Raw genomic sequence first — 16602 nt, 5'->3', positions numbered from 1 at the left:
CTACTGCCTATTTTAATTACAACCATTCAATAGTGGCCTAAAGCTAGAGGCTAAGTTAACAAAGCGCGCTGCTAGGAACTTGCTTGTTGCAGGCGGTTAAGCGTATCTGATAGTTTGGTCAATAGTTGCTGATTATTGGAAATAACCTTATCGATTTCCTTGGCAGACTCACCGGCTTTCGACGCAAGATTGCGCACTTCATCGGCGACAACGGAAAATCCGCGCCCTGCCTCACCTGCTCGTGCAGCCTCAATCGCAGCATTTAGCGCAAGCAAGTTCGTTTGATCGGCAATGGCATTGATACTCGACACCATACGATTAATATCTTGCCCCGATGTGACCAGTTCTTTCATCACAGTCTCACTGGTGTCGGTGACAGATCTGCGCTGTGAAATGTCAATTCCGTAACTGACGATGTGTTTTATTGACTTATCGGCATTGAAAATCGGGAACACCGAGCCAGAGAAATACACTGACTTGTCGTTTGCGTTTCGGATGATGAATTCACCGTTAATTTGATGACCCGACATGATCCTCTGAAAAGCTTCCTCTCCTATAATGGTCAAGAGATCGCGCGATCGCTCGCACGCTTCCTGCTCACTCTTGAAGCCTAAGTGACTCACAATGTAATCATTGGCTTTGACTAATTGACCTGCTTTAGACCACTCACCAACCGCGTTATTCAAACCAATCGCTGCAAAGCGCTTTTCATGTTCCAAAGACTCTTCCTTCATTTCGGTGATATTGGCTTGTATCGAAATAAAGTTAACGAGCTTTCCCTCGTCATCGAATACAGGATTGATGGCAAGGGATATCCAGTAGGGTGTACCGTCTTTATGATAATTCAATATTTCGTTGTAGAACGCTTCCTGCTTAGCAAGCTTACGACGAATTTCCTGCACTGTTCTAGGGCTGGTTTCCTCACCTTGCAGAAAGTCGCCGGGTTTTCTGCCCATTACCTCGTCTGCCTCATAACCCGTTAATGACGTGAAACCGGCGTTGACGAAAGTGATTTTACCCTGCGGGTCAGAAATAATAATAGCATTGTCCGTTTCATCAGCAACCAGAGATAGCATCCTAAAACGCTCACGTTGCTGCTTTTCAGCAGTAATATCCGTGGCGAATTTTACAATTTTGATCAGTTCGCCCTCTGGGTTTTTGATTGGGTTGTATGTGGCTTGTATCCACACCGAGTCACCTGATTTGGTGAAGCGTTCATATTCGGCAGTCTGATACTCGCCTTCTCTCAGGCGCTCCCAAAATGCCTTATATCCCTCACTATTGGCCTGATCTGCAGCAACGAATATGCGGTGATGCTGACCACGGATTTCATCCAGTGTGTAACCCATGAGATCCAGAAAATTTTTATTGGCGGTTAAAATCGTTCCGTCCGTTGCAAACTCAATGACCGCTTGAGAGCGATGTAATGCCTGCATCTGAGAAAGCAGGTTTGCCCGTTCCAATACTTGTTGAGTCACGTCAGTCGCGAATTTGATGACCTTAGTCACTTTACCACCGCGCACTATCGGGGTGTACGACGCTTGAATGTATACAGGATCTCCCGATTTGGTTATTCTTTTAAATTCAGCAGTTTGTGATTCACCTCTCGCCAATGCCGCCCAAAAAGCCCCGTATTCTTTTGATTTTGCCTCGCCTGGCGCTAGAAACACGCGGTGATGTTGACCAACAACTTCACTGAGTGAATACTCCATCAATGACAGAAACTGATCGTTTGCGTCCAGAATGTTGCCATCCAAAGAAAAATGAATGACGGCCTGACTCTCATTTAACGCTTTAACAACATCTTTAGAATCATTTACGAAGAATCGCTTCATACCAACAACCACCTTTTCAATCGTTACTCTTCAAAATAGCCGAAAATGACAATCTCGTTAATAAATTTATGTTTCAAGTTCACTGGCGCCCTCTTATTGCTGACGTCACACAGGCCACCATGACAAACACCAGCGACATGGTAAAAGCCAGTGAAATGGTGGTCATCAGCTCTGCATTTTTCGCGCTGGTCAATGAGGCATCGCCGAGATAGTGGTGCATCATCAGATTAACCAGGCTCATACCGAACAAGTTCCCAATCGTGCGAGACAGATTCATTGAGGCCGATGCAACCCCCACTTCATCGCGTGAGGCCGCTCCCATAATGGCATTATTATTGGGCGTGGAAAATAGCCCAAAGCCAATGCCAATCAGTAGTAAAGACCCGCTTATGTATGCCGTAGAGGTGCTCGGACTGATACCGTTAAGCAGTGCAAAACCCGCCCCCACGATCACGCAGCCTGTCGTTGCTATGACGCGGGGCTCAAAACGGTCGGCGAGTTTACCAGCGAACGGAGCAACAATCGCCATCGATAACGCTTGCAAGAGTAAAATCTGACCGGTGTGCGCTGGGCTAGAGCCTTGAATAAACTGGAGGTACAGACTCATTAGAAAGATGATCGCAAAATTGCTGGCGTACATAAAAAACGACGTTGTCAGCGACAGACTGAACACGCGACTTTCTTTAAACATCTGCATGCGGATCAGCGGTGAACGGTGGTGACGTTGGTGTTGAACGAATCCGACAAGACTCGCACCTGACAGTGCCAATATGGCAACACCCTCTCCATCTGGCAAACGACTGAGGCCATACACTAAGGTCACTGAAAATACTGCAAAAATAGCTGACCCCCACCAATCAAAAGCGGAAAACCGGTCATTCTTCCACTCACCACGAAGGAAAAAGTGCATAAACCCCAACAGCGCGATGATCAACGGTACCTGAAAGTAAAAGACCGAGCGCCAGCCCCAGTTCTCGGTTAACCATCCGCCAATGGCCGGCGCAACTGTCAACCCAACATACACGCAGGCGGCGGTGATGCCGAGCGCGGCACCGCGTTTATGGTCTGGTGTAACTGAGGTAATAATTGCGACTCCTGTGCCGAAAATCATCGCGCCCGCGGCACCTTGAATGAATCGCCACACGAGCACCCATTCAATACTGGTGCCGATGGCACACATCAGCGCAGCAAACGCGTTCAATCCTAACCCATACGCGTACACACGCTTACGGCCAAAATTATCAGCCCATTTGCCGCACGGCAGCATGAAAGCAACGTTGCTGAGCAAATAAATGGTGGGTATCCAACCGACTTGACTGGCACTGGCATCGAGGTCACTCGCCATCGTTGGAATCGCAACATTGACGGCCGCCATGCCCATCGGTCCGATGACATAACCAAAACAAACGGCAATCAGCGCTATTGTGGTCACGGGCAATGCAGAAAGTGAAAATGATTTACGCACTTATTGACTCATCAGAATAGTAACGGTTATGGGGCTTCTCCTAAAAACGGATGACTAGGGCACGCCCGAGGGCGCAAGAATAAAGATATGCGATGATATCGCAACGTCATTTTACACAAACACAGCAGGATGCTGTAGGAATGCACCACATTAAACGCTACAAACAATTCCAATACGCTTAAGCAGCACTGATCCTTGCTGAACAAATTTTGTTTTGGCAAATTTTCCGATTTCTAGCTATGGTTTATTCGGCATTTGTTATCCACTTCACTCACATTACAAGGACTGAGTATGCAATCCATAGGTAAGCTATTTTTAACCATCGGTGTGTTGAGCAGTTTCATCAACCTCACCGGTTGCGGTACTACAGAGTCGACACGAACAGAGGAGCCATCCCGATCCGTACCGACTTACACGGCAGAAACATTTTTTGAGACCACTACGGTGTTTGGTAGCGATCTGAATGATGATGGTGACGCAGTGTTAGTATCAAGTGACGCTTCCGGCGTGTTCAACGCGTACAAATACCCGGTAGATGGCAGTGAACCTATTCAGTTAACGCAATCGACTGAGGATGCAATTTGGGTACAAAGTTGGCTTCCTGGTGAAGATCGCATCCTGTATTCATCAGATCAAGGTGGAAATGAGCTAAATCACCTGTACGTAAGAGAGTCTGATGGCAGTATTACCGACATTACTCCAGGCGAGAATCTCAAAGCCCAATTTCTGGGCTGGCACGACAACAAAGAGTATTTTTATGTCGCTACCAATGAACGTGACCCCCAGTTTTTCGACTTGTACCAATATCAAGTTGATGATTTCTCACGCGAGTTGTTGTTCACCAACAAAGACGGCCTTAACACCGCCAGTATCAGCGGTGACGGGCGCTATGTCGCTCTGACGAAAACCGTGAACAACAAGAAAACGGATTTGTATCTGCTCGATCTTCACAGCGACGACAACACCCCTACCTTGATCACGCCGGCACAAGGTAATGTCGCACATCAGGCCTTTTCGTTTACACCCGATAACAGCGCTTTGATCTATGGCAGTAATGCTGATGGCGAGTTTGTCGTTGCGAAAGCGTATCAGCTTAGCGATGGCACCGTATCCAATGTGTATGAAGCGCCTTGGGATGTTAGCTTTTTGTACTATTCCGATTCAGGTCGGTATCGCGTTGTTGGGGTTAATCAAGACGCGCAAACGCGCTTAACCATTGTTGACCAAAAAACCAACAGCGAACTGAACCTTCCAACCTTGCCAGCAGGTGATTTACGCGGTGTCAATTTTACCGATGATGATAGTGCAATGGTGTTCTACATTAATTCCGATACATCACCAAATAATCTCTATTATCACAAAATTGGCTCAACTCAGGTCACGGCACTAACCGACACGCTCAACCCTAAAATTGACAGTGAAAATCTCGTCACCAGTACGGTCGAACGATTCAAAAGTTTCGATGAATTGGTCATTCCGGGACTGCTATACAAGCCTCACCAAGCCAGTGCATCCAATAAAGTACCTGCCATCGTACTTGTGCATGGCGGGCCGGGTGGTCAGGCACGTAAAGGCTACTCGCCTCTTATCCAACATTTAGTCAATAACGGCTATGCGATATTTGATGTGAATAACCGGGGTTCATCGGGCTATGGGAAAACATTCTTTCATTTGGACGACAAACGCCATGGAGAAGATGACTTACAAGACATCGTATATGGCAAGAAGTACCTGCAAAGCCTCGACTGGGTTGATGGCGAGCGGATTGCTGTGATGGGCGGCAGCTACGGAGGCTACATGACCATGGCGGCAATGGCGTTCACTGATGAATTTGAACTTGGCATTAACATTTTTGGCGTCACCAACTGGGTGAGAACGCTGGAGAGTATTCCGCCATGGTGGGAAAGTTTTCGCCAAGCTTTGTATGATGAGTTAGGCGACCCAGCGACCGACAAAGACCGCTTGTATCGTATTTCTCCCCTGTTTCATGCCGACAAAATCACTAAACCGGTTCTGGTTGTTCAAGGCGCGAATGACCCTCGCGTACTCCAAGTCGAAAGTGACGAGATGGTAGAGAACATTCGTGCCAATGGCACTCCCGTTGAGTACGTGCTGTTCGATGATGAAGGTCATGGCTTTAGCAAGAAGGAAAACCGGATCACGGCGCAAAAAGCCTACGTGGATTTTCTGAATAAATACTTGTAACTAGGTGCCACTTAAAAGTGCGGTGATTCCCATTGGGTTGCCGCGCTTTAAAGAATTTGAAGATATTAGTGAACTAATATAACATTATTGCAACATTAGGGACGTGTTGTCTGTTGTTTATTATTATCAAGGATGTTTTTATTTCTTCTCTATCGAAACATATACCATCAAAACGTGCGCTGACCTTTCTTGTCACAGTCTACATGGGAACTCTACTTTTTCTGACGACCGTTTATTTCTTCAGTGTCTCAAGAAAAATCCCTTTTGAACTGTTGGTGAGAGATACCAATGCGATTTCGCAACTGCCGTTCTATTTTGGCTCGTTAAGTACCATAGGCATTATTTTGTGGGCAATGACTGCCTCCGTGTGCTTCATCACAGCAACGGTACTACTTACCGGCTCTCGTAGCGGAAATCAATCTTGTTTCTTTTTTATCTGCGCAGGTTTGTTGTCATCGCTATTACTGGTCGATGATGCATTTATGTTGCATGAATCGGTTTTCCCGCGGTTCCTGCTCATTTCGAACAGTATTGTATTAGGGATTTATGCACTGTCAGCATTGCTATTTTTCACCCTGTTTTTTCGCTTTATGTGGCAACGCAGCATTGTGCCATTGATGGTTTCAGGGACCTGTCTTGCGCTGTCCATTATATTTGACAAGGTCCACGATAACCATTTATTCGACGCAGTGGGCATCAGTGGTCACCAAATCCCATTCTTACTGGAGGATGGCTTTAAACTGCTAGGCATTGTGGGTTGGTTCGGCTATTTCTTTATGATGAGTGCCATAGAACTTCGCAAAGTAAGGGCAGTGGCTAATCCTGCACAACCTGAGAATGCCCCACCCAGAATGTGATCAACGCCTGCATCGCCTCAACCAGTTCTGAATATTGAAACGGTTTCGTCATATAAGCGCTGGCGCCAAGTTGGAAGCAGTCATGTACGTCGGAACTTAATGATGAGGTTGAGAACATAATCACGGGAACGTGCTTGAGCTTTTCGCTTACACGAATATTCGACAGCACCTCTTTACCGCCTTTTCTCGGCATATTGAGATCAAGCAGGATCAGATTAGGTAGCACGCGGGCACAATTGAGTGCGCTGAGTAGCTCTTCGCCATCGCCAACGAATCGGATCTGAGTCTCTAACAAGCCCGTCTGCATCAATGCTTCTTTGACCAATTCTTGATCATCGGTATCATCGTCCGCCACTAGAATATAATCTAGGGCGCGAACACGTTTTTGCAGCCTATCCGCTGAGCTCATGGTAGTTTTTCCTTGTTTTAACGGACTTCTGCTGTTCTTACTCAGCCAAAATCGCCTATACTGCGCTGACCGTTCGAAACCCGATGGCGCTTGCACTTTTTGCTTCGCCGACTATCTGCATGACATTAGCCTACTTATATCATGCGTTCAACATTAGTTTAGTGATATTTATGTCAGAAGATGATTTAACTGCTCAACGTGTGAAACATATTCGAGAAAAGCTGTGTTTGTCTCAAAGTGATTTTGCAAAGCGAATAGGCATTACGCAAGGTGCGCTGTCTCAACTTGAATCAGGAAAGTCGCAATTGTCTTTGCCGACCATGGTAAAAATTCATGAGGAATATCAAACTGATCTTAATTGGCTATTGTTAGGTGAGCCAATGCCGTCCTCCGCGCCAGAAAAAGGGCGTCCTCATTCGAAAATTTCGGTTGAAATGCTGATCCCGTTAATCGACCAAGAGGCCCATGCTGGGTACATTAAACAGTGCCATGAGCCCGACCATGTGTCGTCACTGAATGTCTATCGGATACCGGGATTTGAAACAGGCAATTACCGTATGTTCGAGATTGAAGGCGATAGCATGCTGCCCACCATCCATCCCAGAGAGATTGTTGTCACGGAAGTGGTTCAAGATTGGGAAACCCTCGAAAATGGCACCCTCTGTGTGGTGATATCCGAAGATGGCGTGGTAGCAAAAAGACTGTACCAGTATAAAGAAGACCCGGACCTGATCATTTGCAAAAGCGATAATACAGAATACAAAACGTACTCACTGGCGCTGGGGGATATCAAGGAAGTTTGGGCAGTAAAAGCTAAAATAACCAGCGTTTTGGATGGGCATCACAACGACAACTCGAAACGCTTAGAATCAATTGAGTCGGAAATAGCACAGCTTAAAAAACATATTATCGGATTAAATACGGCTGCGGCCGGAGACACTACTCCACAGCCACAACCGCCTTCCGATAAAACTTAGGGGCACACTCCCACATTCCAGGTTTCACCGTCGGTCGAGTAAAGTTGGCTTACTCCCCAGGTGGAACCGCTTAGCGGTGTATTGCTGCCTTGTGCGAAGTAATCTGGCGCGAAGTAATTACCCGTGCTGTAGGCACGACCTGCGACCTTGTGATAGTAATTTGCTGTACTGAATTCAGCACAATCATTGTGTGTATCACCGCCATTGTCGCCGCCGTTATCTCCACCACCATTATTACCGCCATTGTTAGTACTGCATGCCTGCTGAGGGCCCACGCACGAAGCATCGTTATCCTGCCACTGGCATTGCGACGCAGACACGACAACTTCATCTAATTTAAACGGTGCACTGCTGTATTCCAGGTAACAGTTTGAATAATTGGTGTAGTCTAGCCGCCCGGCTGAAATGTGCTCGTCGAGCGTGGCCGTCTGCCCTGCATCAATAACAAAAGCTACCGGATCAGAAGACGCTAGATTGGTCGTATCTGTCGCGGTAACCGTGGCGGTTTGCGAGCCCCCCGGCAAATTACACCCTTCAGCGGAAAATAAGTTACCCGATATCGATGCCGTTACCGTCGCGTTGCTAAAGGCCACAGTCACCGAGGCTAAGTTCTGATTAATATCAAACACTTCACCTGTTACCGTGGCGCACTGTGCGGCAGTCGTCACCTGCAGATTATCCAATTCCGGTGCGGTATCTGGCGGAGCCGGTCCGACTCTGACTGACGTGGTGACCGTTTCTGAAATTGCACCATCAACATCGCTTGCATTGACGCTAACAAAGTACAGCGCATCAGGCAGCGGCTGAGACGTCACGCTGAACGTGCCGCTAGCCACAGCAGTGGTGTTTAAATGCACTTGGTTGTCGTCGGTATCGCGAATGTGCACATCAAGTCGCTGTACCGCGTTATCAGCATCAGACACATTCCCAGTCACTGTCAGTACACCGTTACTCTCCTGCACAGATACGTTACTTAACTCTGGCGGCGTGTTTCGATCAATTCGTGGGTTGTTGTCCCGAAAATATTGCCCTAAATAATTTGCGTAGTTAATATTCGACCCATTGATGTACGAGCCAGAAGCGCCTACACCACCCGACCAAGCGTGGTCAACACCGTTAAACCATAACATGGATACTCGGTTATCTTCCCACAGGTACTCATCTGCTGTGCGACCGTTTTCCGTCACGACATTGCTGCCCGGCAGCTCATCGACACCGTAAACATCGGCCATGCCCTCTGCATTCTGGCGGTTATAGCACTGATCGACAGTCGTGTCGGCGTCACCAAATGCGATTGAAGCAACCTGCGTATCTAAAAATCCACTGTAACTGCCAGCGTATTGTTCACAGCGCAACGCTACATTGGCGGATTCACACGAACCAATCGCCCCACTGGAGCTCGTACCGATACTGGGGCCTGCGCTGATCCCCATACCAGCAAAGACATCTGGCGCGATGCAAGCGGCGGTGTTAGCAAACGCCGCCCCCGATGATAAACCTGCGATATAGACCTGATCGGCATCGATATTATAAGCAGAGTTACCAGAAAGTGACGTCGCCAGTGATATTAAGTTTTTGTAATCGCCCGCAGTGCGCGAACGTGTTCCCTGCCAATATGACCAACAGCTAAAGCCGGCTTTATTCATTGCATCAGGAACAGCGATTACCATACCGTATTCTTCGGCGGCATCTTCTAAATTTGCCGTTAAGTACGCATCAATAGACTGGGTGCATCCATGCAGCACCACCAACAGCGCACGGCCATTGCCAACACTCGACTGAGTATCAGGCGTGTAAATATGAACTTTGTTGAAACCACCCACACTGACGTTGTTTTGCCAGCTACCTGCCATCGCGGCGCCAGATAGCAGCATAAGTGCCACCAACACCACGGTATTGATTCGATTGAACTGATTCATGTCTTCACCCACTTGTTAATGAAACGTTAAACAAGTGTGAGTGTTTTTTAAACGATTGGCTGTAGGACTTTAGTGCTATAAATTGGTGTAGCCGCGAAATTTCTATTCTTATTGAGGTCAGGTATACTCAAAAAGTATTCGAATCCTAACTGACCGACACTACATGCGTTCAATCTTGCTATCAATCATGGCGCTGTTTATCGGCCTGTTTCTGTTGTTGCTAGGCAATAGTTTGCTGACCACCCTGCTCGTGTTACGCGGTGTGGCTGAAGATTTTTCGGGAAAATTTCTTGGTCTGCTAACGTCTGTCTATTTTCTCGGTGCCTTCGTCGCCACACTGGTTGCGTCAAAACTCATCAAACGCATGGGTCATATTCGCTGCTTTACTTTTTGTACCGCACTGCTGGGCTTTGCGGCACTGGCGTATGTGATGTTGCTGTCGCCACTCGCGTGGCTTGTGATCCGATTTCTAACCGGGTTTGGCATTTTTGTCGTTTATACCGTAGTGGAAAGCTGGCTGAATGGGCAAACACAAGATGCGTATCGCAGCCGCGTGTTTTCGATTTACACACTGATAAACCTGATTGCCGTCGCCGCTTCTCAGCAACTGCTATTGATTGATAACGCAACGGGTTACACCCTCTTCATTCTCGCTGGCATGTTAGTCACTGCCGCCATCATGCCGATTTCATGGACACGACTGCAACAACCTCATGTGGCTGTGGATATGCCGTCCATGAGCATCCGTAAAGTTTATGATGCAGCGCCCGTTGCTGTTCTTGGTTGCCTAGTATCTGGACTAATTATGGGCCCCTTTTGGGGCCTGACGCCACTGTTTGTCAGCGATCTCGGATACAGTGAAAACCAGTTAGCGGCGTTTATCTCATTATCTATCCTGGGCGGTGCAGCGATACAGTATCCTGTCGGCAGGTGGTCAGACACCATGGACCGCCGGCGGGTCATCCTCTTTGCTTTTACCGGCGCGGCTCTCATTGCCTTGGCGATGGCTATCGGCGCTATGTACTTTGCGGCAGAACGGTACGTGATCACCGCGCTTTCTGCGATCTTCTGCGGTTTGGTGTTAGCGGTGTACCCAATCTCGGTAGTGCACTTAGTCGATAGAATTCACAAGGATCATTTGGTTGGCGGCTCTAGTGCACTCTTAATGGTTTATGGGCTCGGCTCGTTCATCGGACCTGCGTTGGCGGGACTCTCACTTGAGTATGTGGGCGTCGCTGCGTTGCCGACCTACTATGTGATGGTGCTTATTGTGTTTAGTGGGTTGCTGACTGCGCAACTGGTCCGTTCACGGATCGTGGAGAAACCAGAAGAACACGAAAGTCATTATGTTGCCATGGTTCGCACATCGCAAAACGTGTTGCCACTGCACCCTGATTCAGAAGAAGTGATTCCGAAGAACTGATTACACAGAAGAGAACATTCGTTATTTAACTCAAGTGTAATATTGACGGCAGGTTCACTATTTTTTACACACTGACCGGATCACGCAGCGCTACCCCGCTGTTCCCTCAGCAAGTCTTAGAAATGTGCCATGGACTGGTAATTTGAAAAAGGTCGACCATACTGTAACGAGTCTTTCGGATACAAATCACATTATGCAGATGTTTTCAGGAAAGAAAGGAAGCTTTCAACTTAATCGCAATGGTAATGTTGTTGAGCTCATCGCACTAGGACAATGGGATGAGGCGCTCGCCAGAGCCTTCCTAAGCGGTGTCGAACAGCTTGTAAAACCGTTAAACGGCCGTAGCTGGGCAACTATTGTTGATGTGCGTGAATGGGAATTAGGCACACCTGAATTCCAGGAAATCATCACCGACGGCACCCAATTACAGGTGGCCATGGGATTGCGCAGAGAAGCATACATTATTGATGCGAGCCAAGTAAAAATCTTCCAGATTGATGCGATGATGCCGCCCGATCCACTCTACTCTGCCCGCTATTTTCAACAGTACGGTGATGGCTTAGCGTGGCTTGCTGACGAGGGTTTTGGCGGCTAAATCATTGTTTAAACCCAGACTTTGAAATAATGGTGCGAAATGTGCTACCCACCCGTTACGGAACTCTTACATTAAACCGTAATGGAGGTATTATGATCCGCCGCAAATTTACAGGTCTATTATTGTGCTCCGCATTTGCAATGTCATGCGCGCACGCTGAATCGTCACAGACAAAAACCATTACTCTGCAAGATTTGTCAACTGAGCAATCGGTTGGCCATGTGACTGTGTCAGAGTCCGATCACGGGCTCGTCTTCACCCCCAATTTATCAGGGTTAACGCCCGGCATTCATGGTTTTCATGTACATGAAAATCCAGACTGCGGAACTGCTGTGAAAGAGGGAGAAACCATTATTGGCGGTGCCGCTGGAAGTCACTACGATCCTGAAAACACCAATAACCATGGTTATCCATGGTCAGAAGACGCTCACCTTGGCGATTTACCAGCCTTGTATGTCGCACAGGATGGCACCGCAGCCACACCCGTATTGGCGCCACGACTTTCTCTCGACGACATCGATGCGCGAGCGCTGATAATACACGCTCACGGTGACAACTATTCCGATACACCAAAGCCACTCGGTGGTGGCGGAAAGCGTGTCGCCTGTGGCGTCATTGACTTCGATAAACAATCTCATTCGTAATAAGGGAAATACTATGAACACATTAAAAATTGGCTTTATATCACTGGGTTTTGCGCTGCTCACAGCATGCGCGAGTAGCAGCAGTTGGAACGCTGTTACCGATCTTGAACAGGCGCGTTGGGAGTCACTCAATATCAACGAACGTACTGCCATGGAATACATCGACAATGGACTGGATGCAAACGATGTCGAGCGCTGGATGAACAAAGGTTTTGTTGAACAAGAAGATATTATTCGCTGGTCCAAATCCCAGTTTACCGTTTTTGAGGCGAGCAATTGGCGCATGAACGGTTTTGAAGCGGACGAAGCCAGAGCATGGGCACAAGAAAACTTTACGCCTGAAGATGCCGGCGCGTGGAAACAGAAAAACTTTGATTTGGAAGACGCCATTGAAGAGCGCGCAAAAGGGTTAGCACCTACAAAGTAATGGCTGCGTATGGAGCAGGTCGTCTTAGGTTGGTAAAACTAAAGAACTGCGACGGCCTGCAACAATCCATGTTGCCTAGGTGACTTAGGCGATAGCCATTAATCGCACCAGAAGCTCACGCCATTTTTATTTGCGTTTCACGTAGTTAGCAACCTTATCCGTGATCTGCCAACGGCTACCGTCGTATATCAAGTTTAGGTAATCAACGTAACCATGCTGTTCGTCAGCTCCCCATGTGAATTCTACCGTCGCGCTCGCGGCATTGCCTGTTTTTCTGAGTTCGACGATGTTAATTTTTGCGTCCCATGTATTGCCTGTATCGACTAACGTAGAAAACGCGTGCCGTGTATAACGTTTGAACGTATTTTCATCATCATAATATTGAATCGACGCAGATTCAGAAAAAGCCTTAACGATATGCTCACCAGATCCGGTTGATACCGCGGTGATGTACACGTTGATGGCGTCTTCGGGTGTGCTGTGGTCATGCGCAGATACCTGATGACTTAGCGTAAATAGAACAACAAAGGATAGTGCGACTTTGGTGAGTAAGTTCGACATGGTTCGTTCGATATAAAAATTGGGTTTCTTAGCCTATCCCTTCCCCGACCTATGTGCAATTGGTTGAATACTATCTTATAGTGATTTGACCAACGTTTGGGTGATGCAGAATAAGTACAGCGAAGATATAGATGGCAACTCCAGAAGAAATGGCGCAAAGCATGATTGCAAATCTGCCGGAGAAAACGGGGTGCAGTTTAGAACAGTGGATAAGCGCGCGCTGTCAATCAGCTTTTACCCACTTCCCATCAGATTTCTTATATTTTTCCTTGACCGCTGACCAAGCGACCCGATGTGCAACCTCTTCGCGATCCGCATCACCTCTTCTGTCGTCAGGGTCTTTGTAAGTCTCCCACGCGCTATTGAAGGCGGCGAGATAGATTTCCTGCGCATGCTTGGGCAGGTTATCCGAAACGCCATCGGGAAGGTCGCTTAATGAATCATAGGGCATGGTCGGCGTCCTATTCGATTGTGCCAGACTTTACGCTGCTAAAACGCTTTGCAACCTGCTCTCTTTGCGATGCGTCAAGCTCGCAGAAAATTAAGGTTTTATCATCATCTAAAGCTTGTTCAAACTGTTCAACCAGCTCGCTATTCTCACTGACGCCAATCATACTGGCAGACCATGCGCCTGCTGCCGCGCCGCCTGCTGTCATACCAAGAATAGCCGCTCCGCCCACGGTAAATCCCACGACAGGAAATGTGGCCATTAGTACACCAGCAAACAGCCCTGAACCAGAGCCTAACATCGCACCGCGTTTGAGTGCTTCTGGTAACTGAGATTTCTCAGTTAGATCGGCTTCGGGCAAATCAGCCTTTGCAATATCCTTATCCTTACTCACAACACCGATGTCGTTTTCAGGTATTCCTAACGACTTGAGCTGATCAATGACGTCTGTCGCTGTTTCTACCGTATCGGTTATAAAGTACGAATTAAAATGTGTATCGCTCATGAGATATTCCCTCGATGTCCGTTTAAGCAGTAGCGCTGCATATTCAATGCCGAAAATTTAACCAACAGATTATACAACCTTTTACTTAATTATCAGTTAGTTAGACTTAAACAGTATCGCCAACTTGCCATTAAATCGCGCGTACGACTGACATAACTTCACACCCCTGTAAATTGTACGCGCCGCCTTCATTCGAAAGATTAACGTTGCTGTTGTATGGTTAACGGCTCCTTGAACGTCATGGTTCGGTATGGGAATGGGATTTCGATACCCGCGTCGTCCAAAGCGCGTTTTACAGCACCGACGATCTCGCCTCTTGACTTACGATGAGCGAGTGGCGTCGGCTCTGTCCACCACGTCACCTCAATATCTATGCTGCTAGCGCCAAATCCGGCTAAAAAGACTTCCACCGGTTTGGAATTATCCACCGTGTCGCACTGCGCGAGTGCATTTTCAATCACCGTGACCGCCGCGTCAGCATCTTCATCATAAGCAACCCCGGTCATAATGGTGATCCGCCTTAGGTCAAGATCAGTTAGCACACGCACCGGGTTTTTAAACAAAAAGGAATTTGGCGTTGCTACCAACTCGCCATCGGTTTTACGAATGGTGGTCATGCGCACCGAAATGTTCTCGACCTTTCCCATAATCGATTCACATTCGATAAAATCGCCTTTTTCAAATGGGTACTTCCACAACAACAAAATGCCCGCGAAGAAGTTTTCAAAAATTTCTTTAAACGCAAAACCAATTGCCACTGAGAGTAGCCCAAGCCCGCCCAGCGCTTTTGCAGGCGTTAAGCCGGGAAACATCACCAAAGCCGCGAGTAAAAGACCCAGCGTCCATACGGCGATGTTGGTCAATCGTACAAGTAACTCACGCACTGAATCCCGTGAATTTCGACGGTCGGCTAACTTCTTTACCGTATTGCCAATCACTGACGAAAGCAGCCACGTCAGTAAAACGACAGCAAAACCCACAGCCATGTACGGCAGGTGCTCGAAGAACCCTTGCGCGATACCAACCAATGTGGACTCCAGCGTTTCTAACGGCGACAGTTTTTCCAGCGATTCGCCACCGCTTTGTGCATCATTCGCTTGAGAAAATGTGTTGAGGGGGATTCGGGAATGGGTCATTCAAAGGCTCCAGATAGTCATTATCCACCCCATCCACGTAAAAATTACACGCATTGGGTGTGCTAAGCGGCTGTTTCAGTGCACCTTCCAGCGCGTAACAGCCAATTATCTAAGAGCTAAGCAAATATAGCACCAGCGTGAAACCGTTGAATGGCGATAGCGCTGGTGATTAAGCTACCTTTTCCGGTTTTTCTACATCGCTTTTCACCACCAGCACAATGAAAAAGATCAGTGCAACGGGTGGAACAAACGCACTAAAAAAAGCCAACACGGCCGTCAGGATCGGTGTCTGCGTTTTGCGCTTGCCTAGGTAATAGCCAAGCAGTGTTATGGGGATTACCAGCAGAAAGATGATTTGGCCAATGAGCGTTGCATTCATGTTCATACTAAAATTCCTTTTTTAATTGATGTTTGGCTTCACGCGGTGGTGAAACTACGACGATGCCTATGTTTTCACTCGCGAGCGCCACATGCAAGTTGCGTTGCACGAGCGGCGGCGCTATTTTCAAGAAACCACAGCAGTCTGATGTGTTAAAAACTGCTGATGACCGTTTCAACACATGGGTTTGAATACTTTCCAAATGGGAAAGCTTTTTTGCTAGCGACTTAGACGTAACGTTGCTAGCATCGAATGACTGAAATCACACACTGATAAACTTTAAAGGCGAGCAGCATGATGAACTGTTTTCGATTTACGCACTTCTTTTCTGGATCATAACGCTGCCCGACTCAGCTCAGGAGCGTTAACGCTGCTGGGCCATTTTCAAGAAGAGCCCAGATACATTCTGGGCTTTTTTATGCCCAACCGCTGGGAGAAGAAAATGCAAACACTGAAACAATTACGCCAACGCAGTGCCGTTAAACAAGAAATTATCGCACTGTCACTGAATGTCAGCAGTTCAGCAGTCAGTAAGCTGGAAGCAAAAGAAATGGCAGATATCTCCGTTCACAAGCTATCGAAATACATAAAATCGCTTGGTGGAGAACTCGCTGTGGTGATCACACTGCCCGATGGGGAGATAATTGATCTGTAGTGCACGTCACGTCAACGTCTCGTTGTTCGCCTTTATGCCAAGGCAGCTCCAAAGGTAGAGCGGAAGAATGAAAATCTTTGCGTTGATGGTTCGAATCCATCTCTTGGCACCATTTTTCAAGGTGTTTACCTAATACGTAGGTGACACTCCATTCCCAGTGGA

17 protein-coding genes and 1 tRNA gene are annotated in these 16602 nt (G+C 47.5%); 9 read left to right on the top strand and 9 right to left on the bottom strand.

The genetic code is table 11. The features are described from left to right. Positions 1-71 precede the first annotated feature (71 nt). The gene (locus tag KIU71_RS04250) at positions 72-1835 is read right to left on the bottom strand and encodes a PAS domain-containing protein (protein WP_214129937.1); all 1764 of its coding nucleotides are present in this window, start codon (positions 1833-1835) and stop codon (positions 72-74) included. Positions 1836-1914: 79 nt separating this feature from the next. Next, complete coding sequence (locus KIU71_RS04245) at positions 1915-3267, bottom strand: MFS transporter (protein WP_390881777.1); 1353 nt, start codon at positions 3265-3267, stop codon at positions 1915-1917. Positions 3268-3591: 324 nt separating this feature from the next. On the opposite strand from KIU71_RS04245, the gene KIU71_RS04240 reads away from it, so the two are divergent. Together KIU71_RS04240 and KIU71_RS04235 are read left to right on the top strand one after the other, a co-directional pair. Next, positions 3592-5505, top strand: a complete 1914-nt coding sequence (locus KIU71_RS04240; RefSeq protein ID WP_214129935.1) for a S9 family peptidase — start codon at positions 3592-3594, stop codon at positions 5503-5505. 203 nt (positions 5506-5708) lie between these two features. Further along, entirely contained in the window at positions 5709-6362 is a 654-nt protein-coding gene (locus tag KIU71_RS04235) for a hypothetical protein (protein WP_214129934.1), read from the top strand. Here KIU71_RS04235 and KIU71_RS04230 read toward each other — a convergent pair. Then, positions 6322-6771 (bottom strand): response regulator, encoded by a 450-nt coding sequence (locus tag KIU71_RS04230; protein WP_214129933.1) that lies wholly within the window; start codon positions 6769-6771, stop codon positions 6322-6324. The genes KIU71_RS04235 and KIU71_RS04230 overlap by 41 nt on opposite strands. Positions 6772-6854: 83 nt before the next feature. Between KIU71_RS04230 and KIU71_RS04225 the strand changes: the two genes are divergently transcribed. Then, positions 6855-7748, top strand: coding sequence for an XRE family transcriptional regulator (locus KIU71_RS04225; RefSeq protein ID WP_214129932.1), 894 nt, complete (start codon positions 6855-6857; stop codon positions 7746-7748). Here KIU71_RS04225 and KIU71_RS04220 read toward each other — a convergent pair. Next, the gene (locus KIU71_RS04220; RefSeq protein WP_214129931.1) at positions 7745-9667 is read right to left on the bottom strand and encodes an extracellular catalytic domain type 1 short-chain-length polyhydroxyalkanoate depolymerase; all 1923 of its coding nucleotides are present in this window, start codon (positions 9665-9667) and stop codon (positions 7745-7747) included. The two genes, KIU71_RS04225 and KIU71_RS04220, sit on opposite strands and share 4 nt — an antisense overlap. 163 nt (positions 9668-9830) lie before the next feature. On the opposite strand from KIU71_RS04220, the gene KIU71_RS04215 reads away from it, so the two are divergent. The 4 genes from KIU71_RS04215 to KIU71_RS04200 all read left to right on the top strand — a co-directional run bounded on the left by KIU71_RS04215 (position 9831) and on the right by KIU71_RS04200 (position 12756). Continuing rightward, a complete protein-coding gene (locus tag KIU71_RS04215) occupies positions 9831-11090 on the top strand; it encodes an MFS transporter (protein ID WP_214129930.1) in 1260 nt (419 codons plus the stop codon). A 142-nt stretch (positions 11091-11232) separates the two neighbouring features. Beyond that, positions 11233-11685, top strand: a complete 453-nt coding sequence (locus KIU71_RS04210; protein ID WP_214129929.1) for a hypothetical protein — start codon at positions 11233-11235, stop codon at positions 11683-11685. A 92-nt stretch (positions 11686-11777) separates the two neighbouring features. After that, a complete protein-coding gene (gene sodC, locus KIU71_RS04205; protein ID WP_250207248.1) occupies positions 11778-12329 on the top strand; it encodes a superoxide dismutase [Cu-Zn] SodC in 552 nt (183 codons plus the stop codon). A 13-nt stretch (positions 12330-12342) separates the two neighbouring features. Further along, positions 12343-12756: a hypothetical protein gene (locus tag KIU71_RS04200; RefSeq protein WP_214129927.1), complete on the top strand. Its 414-nt coding sequence runs from the start codon at positions 12343-12345 to the stop codon at positions 12754-12756. A 126-nt stretch (positions 12757-12882) separates the two neighbouring features. Here the strand turns inward: KIU71_RS04200 and KIU71_RS04195 are convergent, their stop codons facing one another. The 5 genes from KIU71_RS04195 to KIU71_RS04175 form a co-directional block, all read right to left on the bottom strand. After that, positions 12883-13317 (bottom strand): nuclear transport factor 2 family protein, encoded by a 435-nt coding sequence (locus KIU71_RS04195; protein WP_214129926.1) that lies wholly within the window; start codon positions 13315-13317, stop codon positions 12883-12885. Positions 13318-13540: 223 nt separating this feature from the next. Next, complete coding sequence (locus KIU71_RS04190; protein ID WP_214129925.1) at positions 13541-13768, bottom strand: ChaB family protein; 228 nt, start codon at positions 13766-13768, stop codon at positions 13541-13543. Positions 13769-13778: 10 nt separating this feature from the next. Next, the gene (locus tag KIU71_RS04185) at positions 13779-14270 is read right to left on the bottom strand and encodes a hypothetical protein (RefSeq protein ID WP_214129924.1); all 492 of its coding nucleotides are present in this window, start codon (positions 14268-14270) and stop codon (positions 13779-13781) included. A gap of 200 nt (positions 14271-14470) precedes the next feature. After that, positions 14471-15406 carry a mechanosensitive ion channel family protein gene (locus tag KIU71_RS04180; RefSeq protein WP_214129923.1) on the bottom strand — a complete coding sequence of 312 codons (936 nt, stop codon included), beginning with the start codon at positions 15404-15406 and terminating at the stop codon, positions 14471-14473. Between the two features lie 169 nt (positions 15407-15575). After that, the gene (locus KIU71_RS04175; RefSeq protein ID WP_214129922.1) at positions 15576-15791 is read right to left on the bottom strand and encodes a hypothetical protein; all 216 of its coding nucleotides are present in this window, start codon (positions 15789-15791) and stop codon (positions 15576-15578) included. Between the two features lie 436 nt (positions 15792-16227). On the opposite strand from KIU71_RS04175, the gene KIU71_RS04170 reads away from it, so the two are divergent. Together KIU71_RS04170 and KIU71_RS04165 are read left to right on the top strand one after the other, a co-directional pair. Continuing rightward, positions 16228-16440: an XRE family transcriptional regulator gene (locus KIU71_RS04170; protein WP_214129921.1), complete on the top strand. Its 213-nt coding sequence runs from the start codon at positions 16228-16230 to the stop codon at positions 16438-16440. 36 nt (positions 16441-16476) lie between these two features. After that, positions 16477-16552: transfer RNA gene (locus KIU71_RS04165), tRNA-Phe, on the top strand. Positions 16553-16602: the final 50 nt, after the last annotated feature.

The organism is Alteromonas oceanisediminis (genome assembly GCF_018474025.1).
Lineage (GTDB): Bacteria > Pseudomonadota > Gammaproteobacteria > Enterobacterales > Alteromonadaceae > Alteromonas_E > Alteromonas_E oceanisediminis.
The sequence above is the reverse complement of the archived record's forward strand: the minus strand, read 5'-3'. Positions and strand labels throughout refer to the sequence as shown.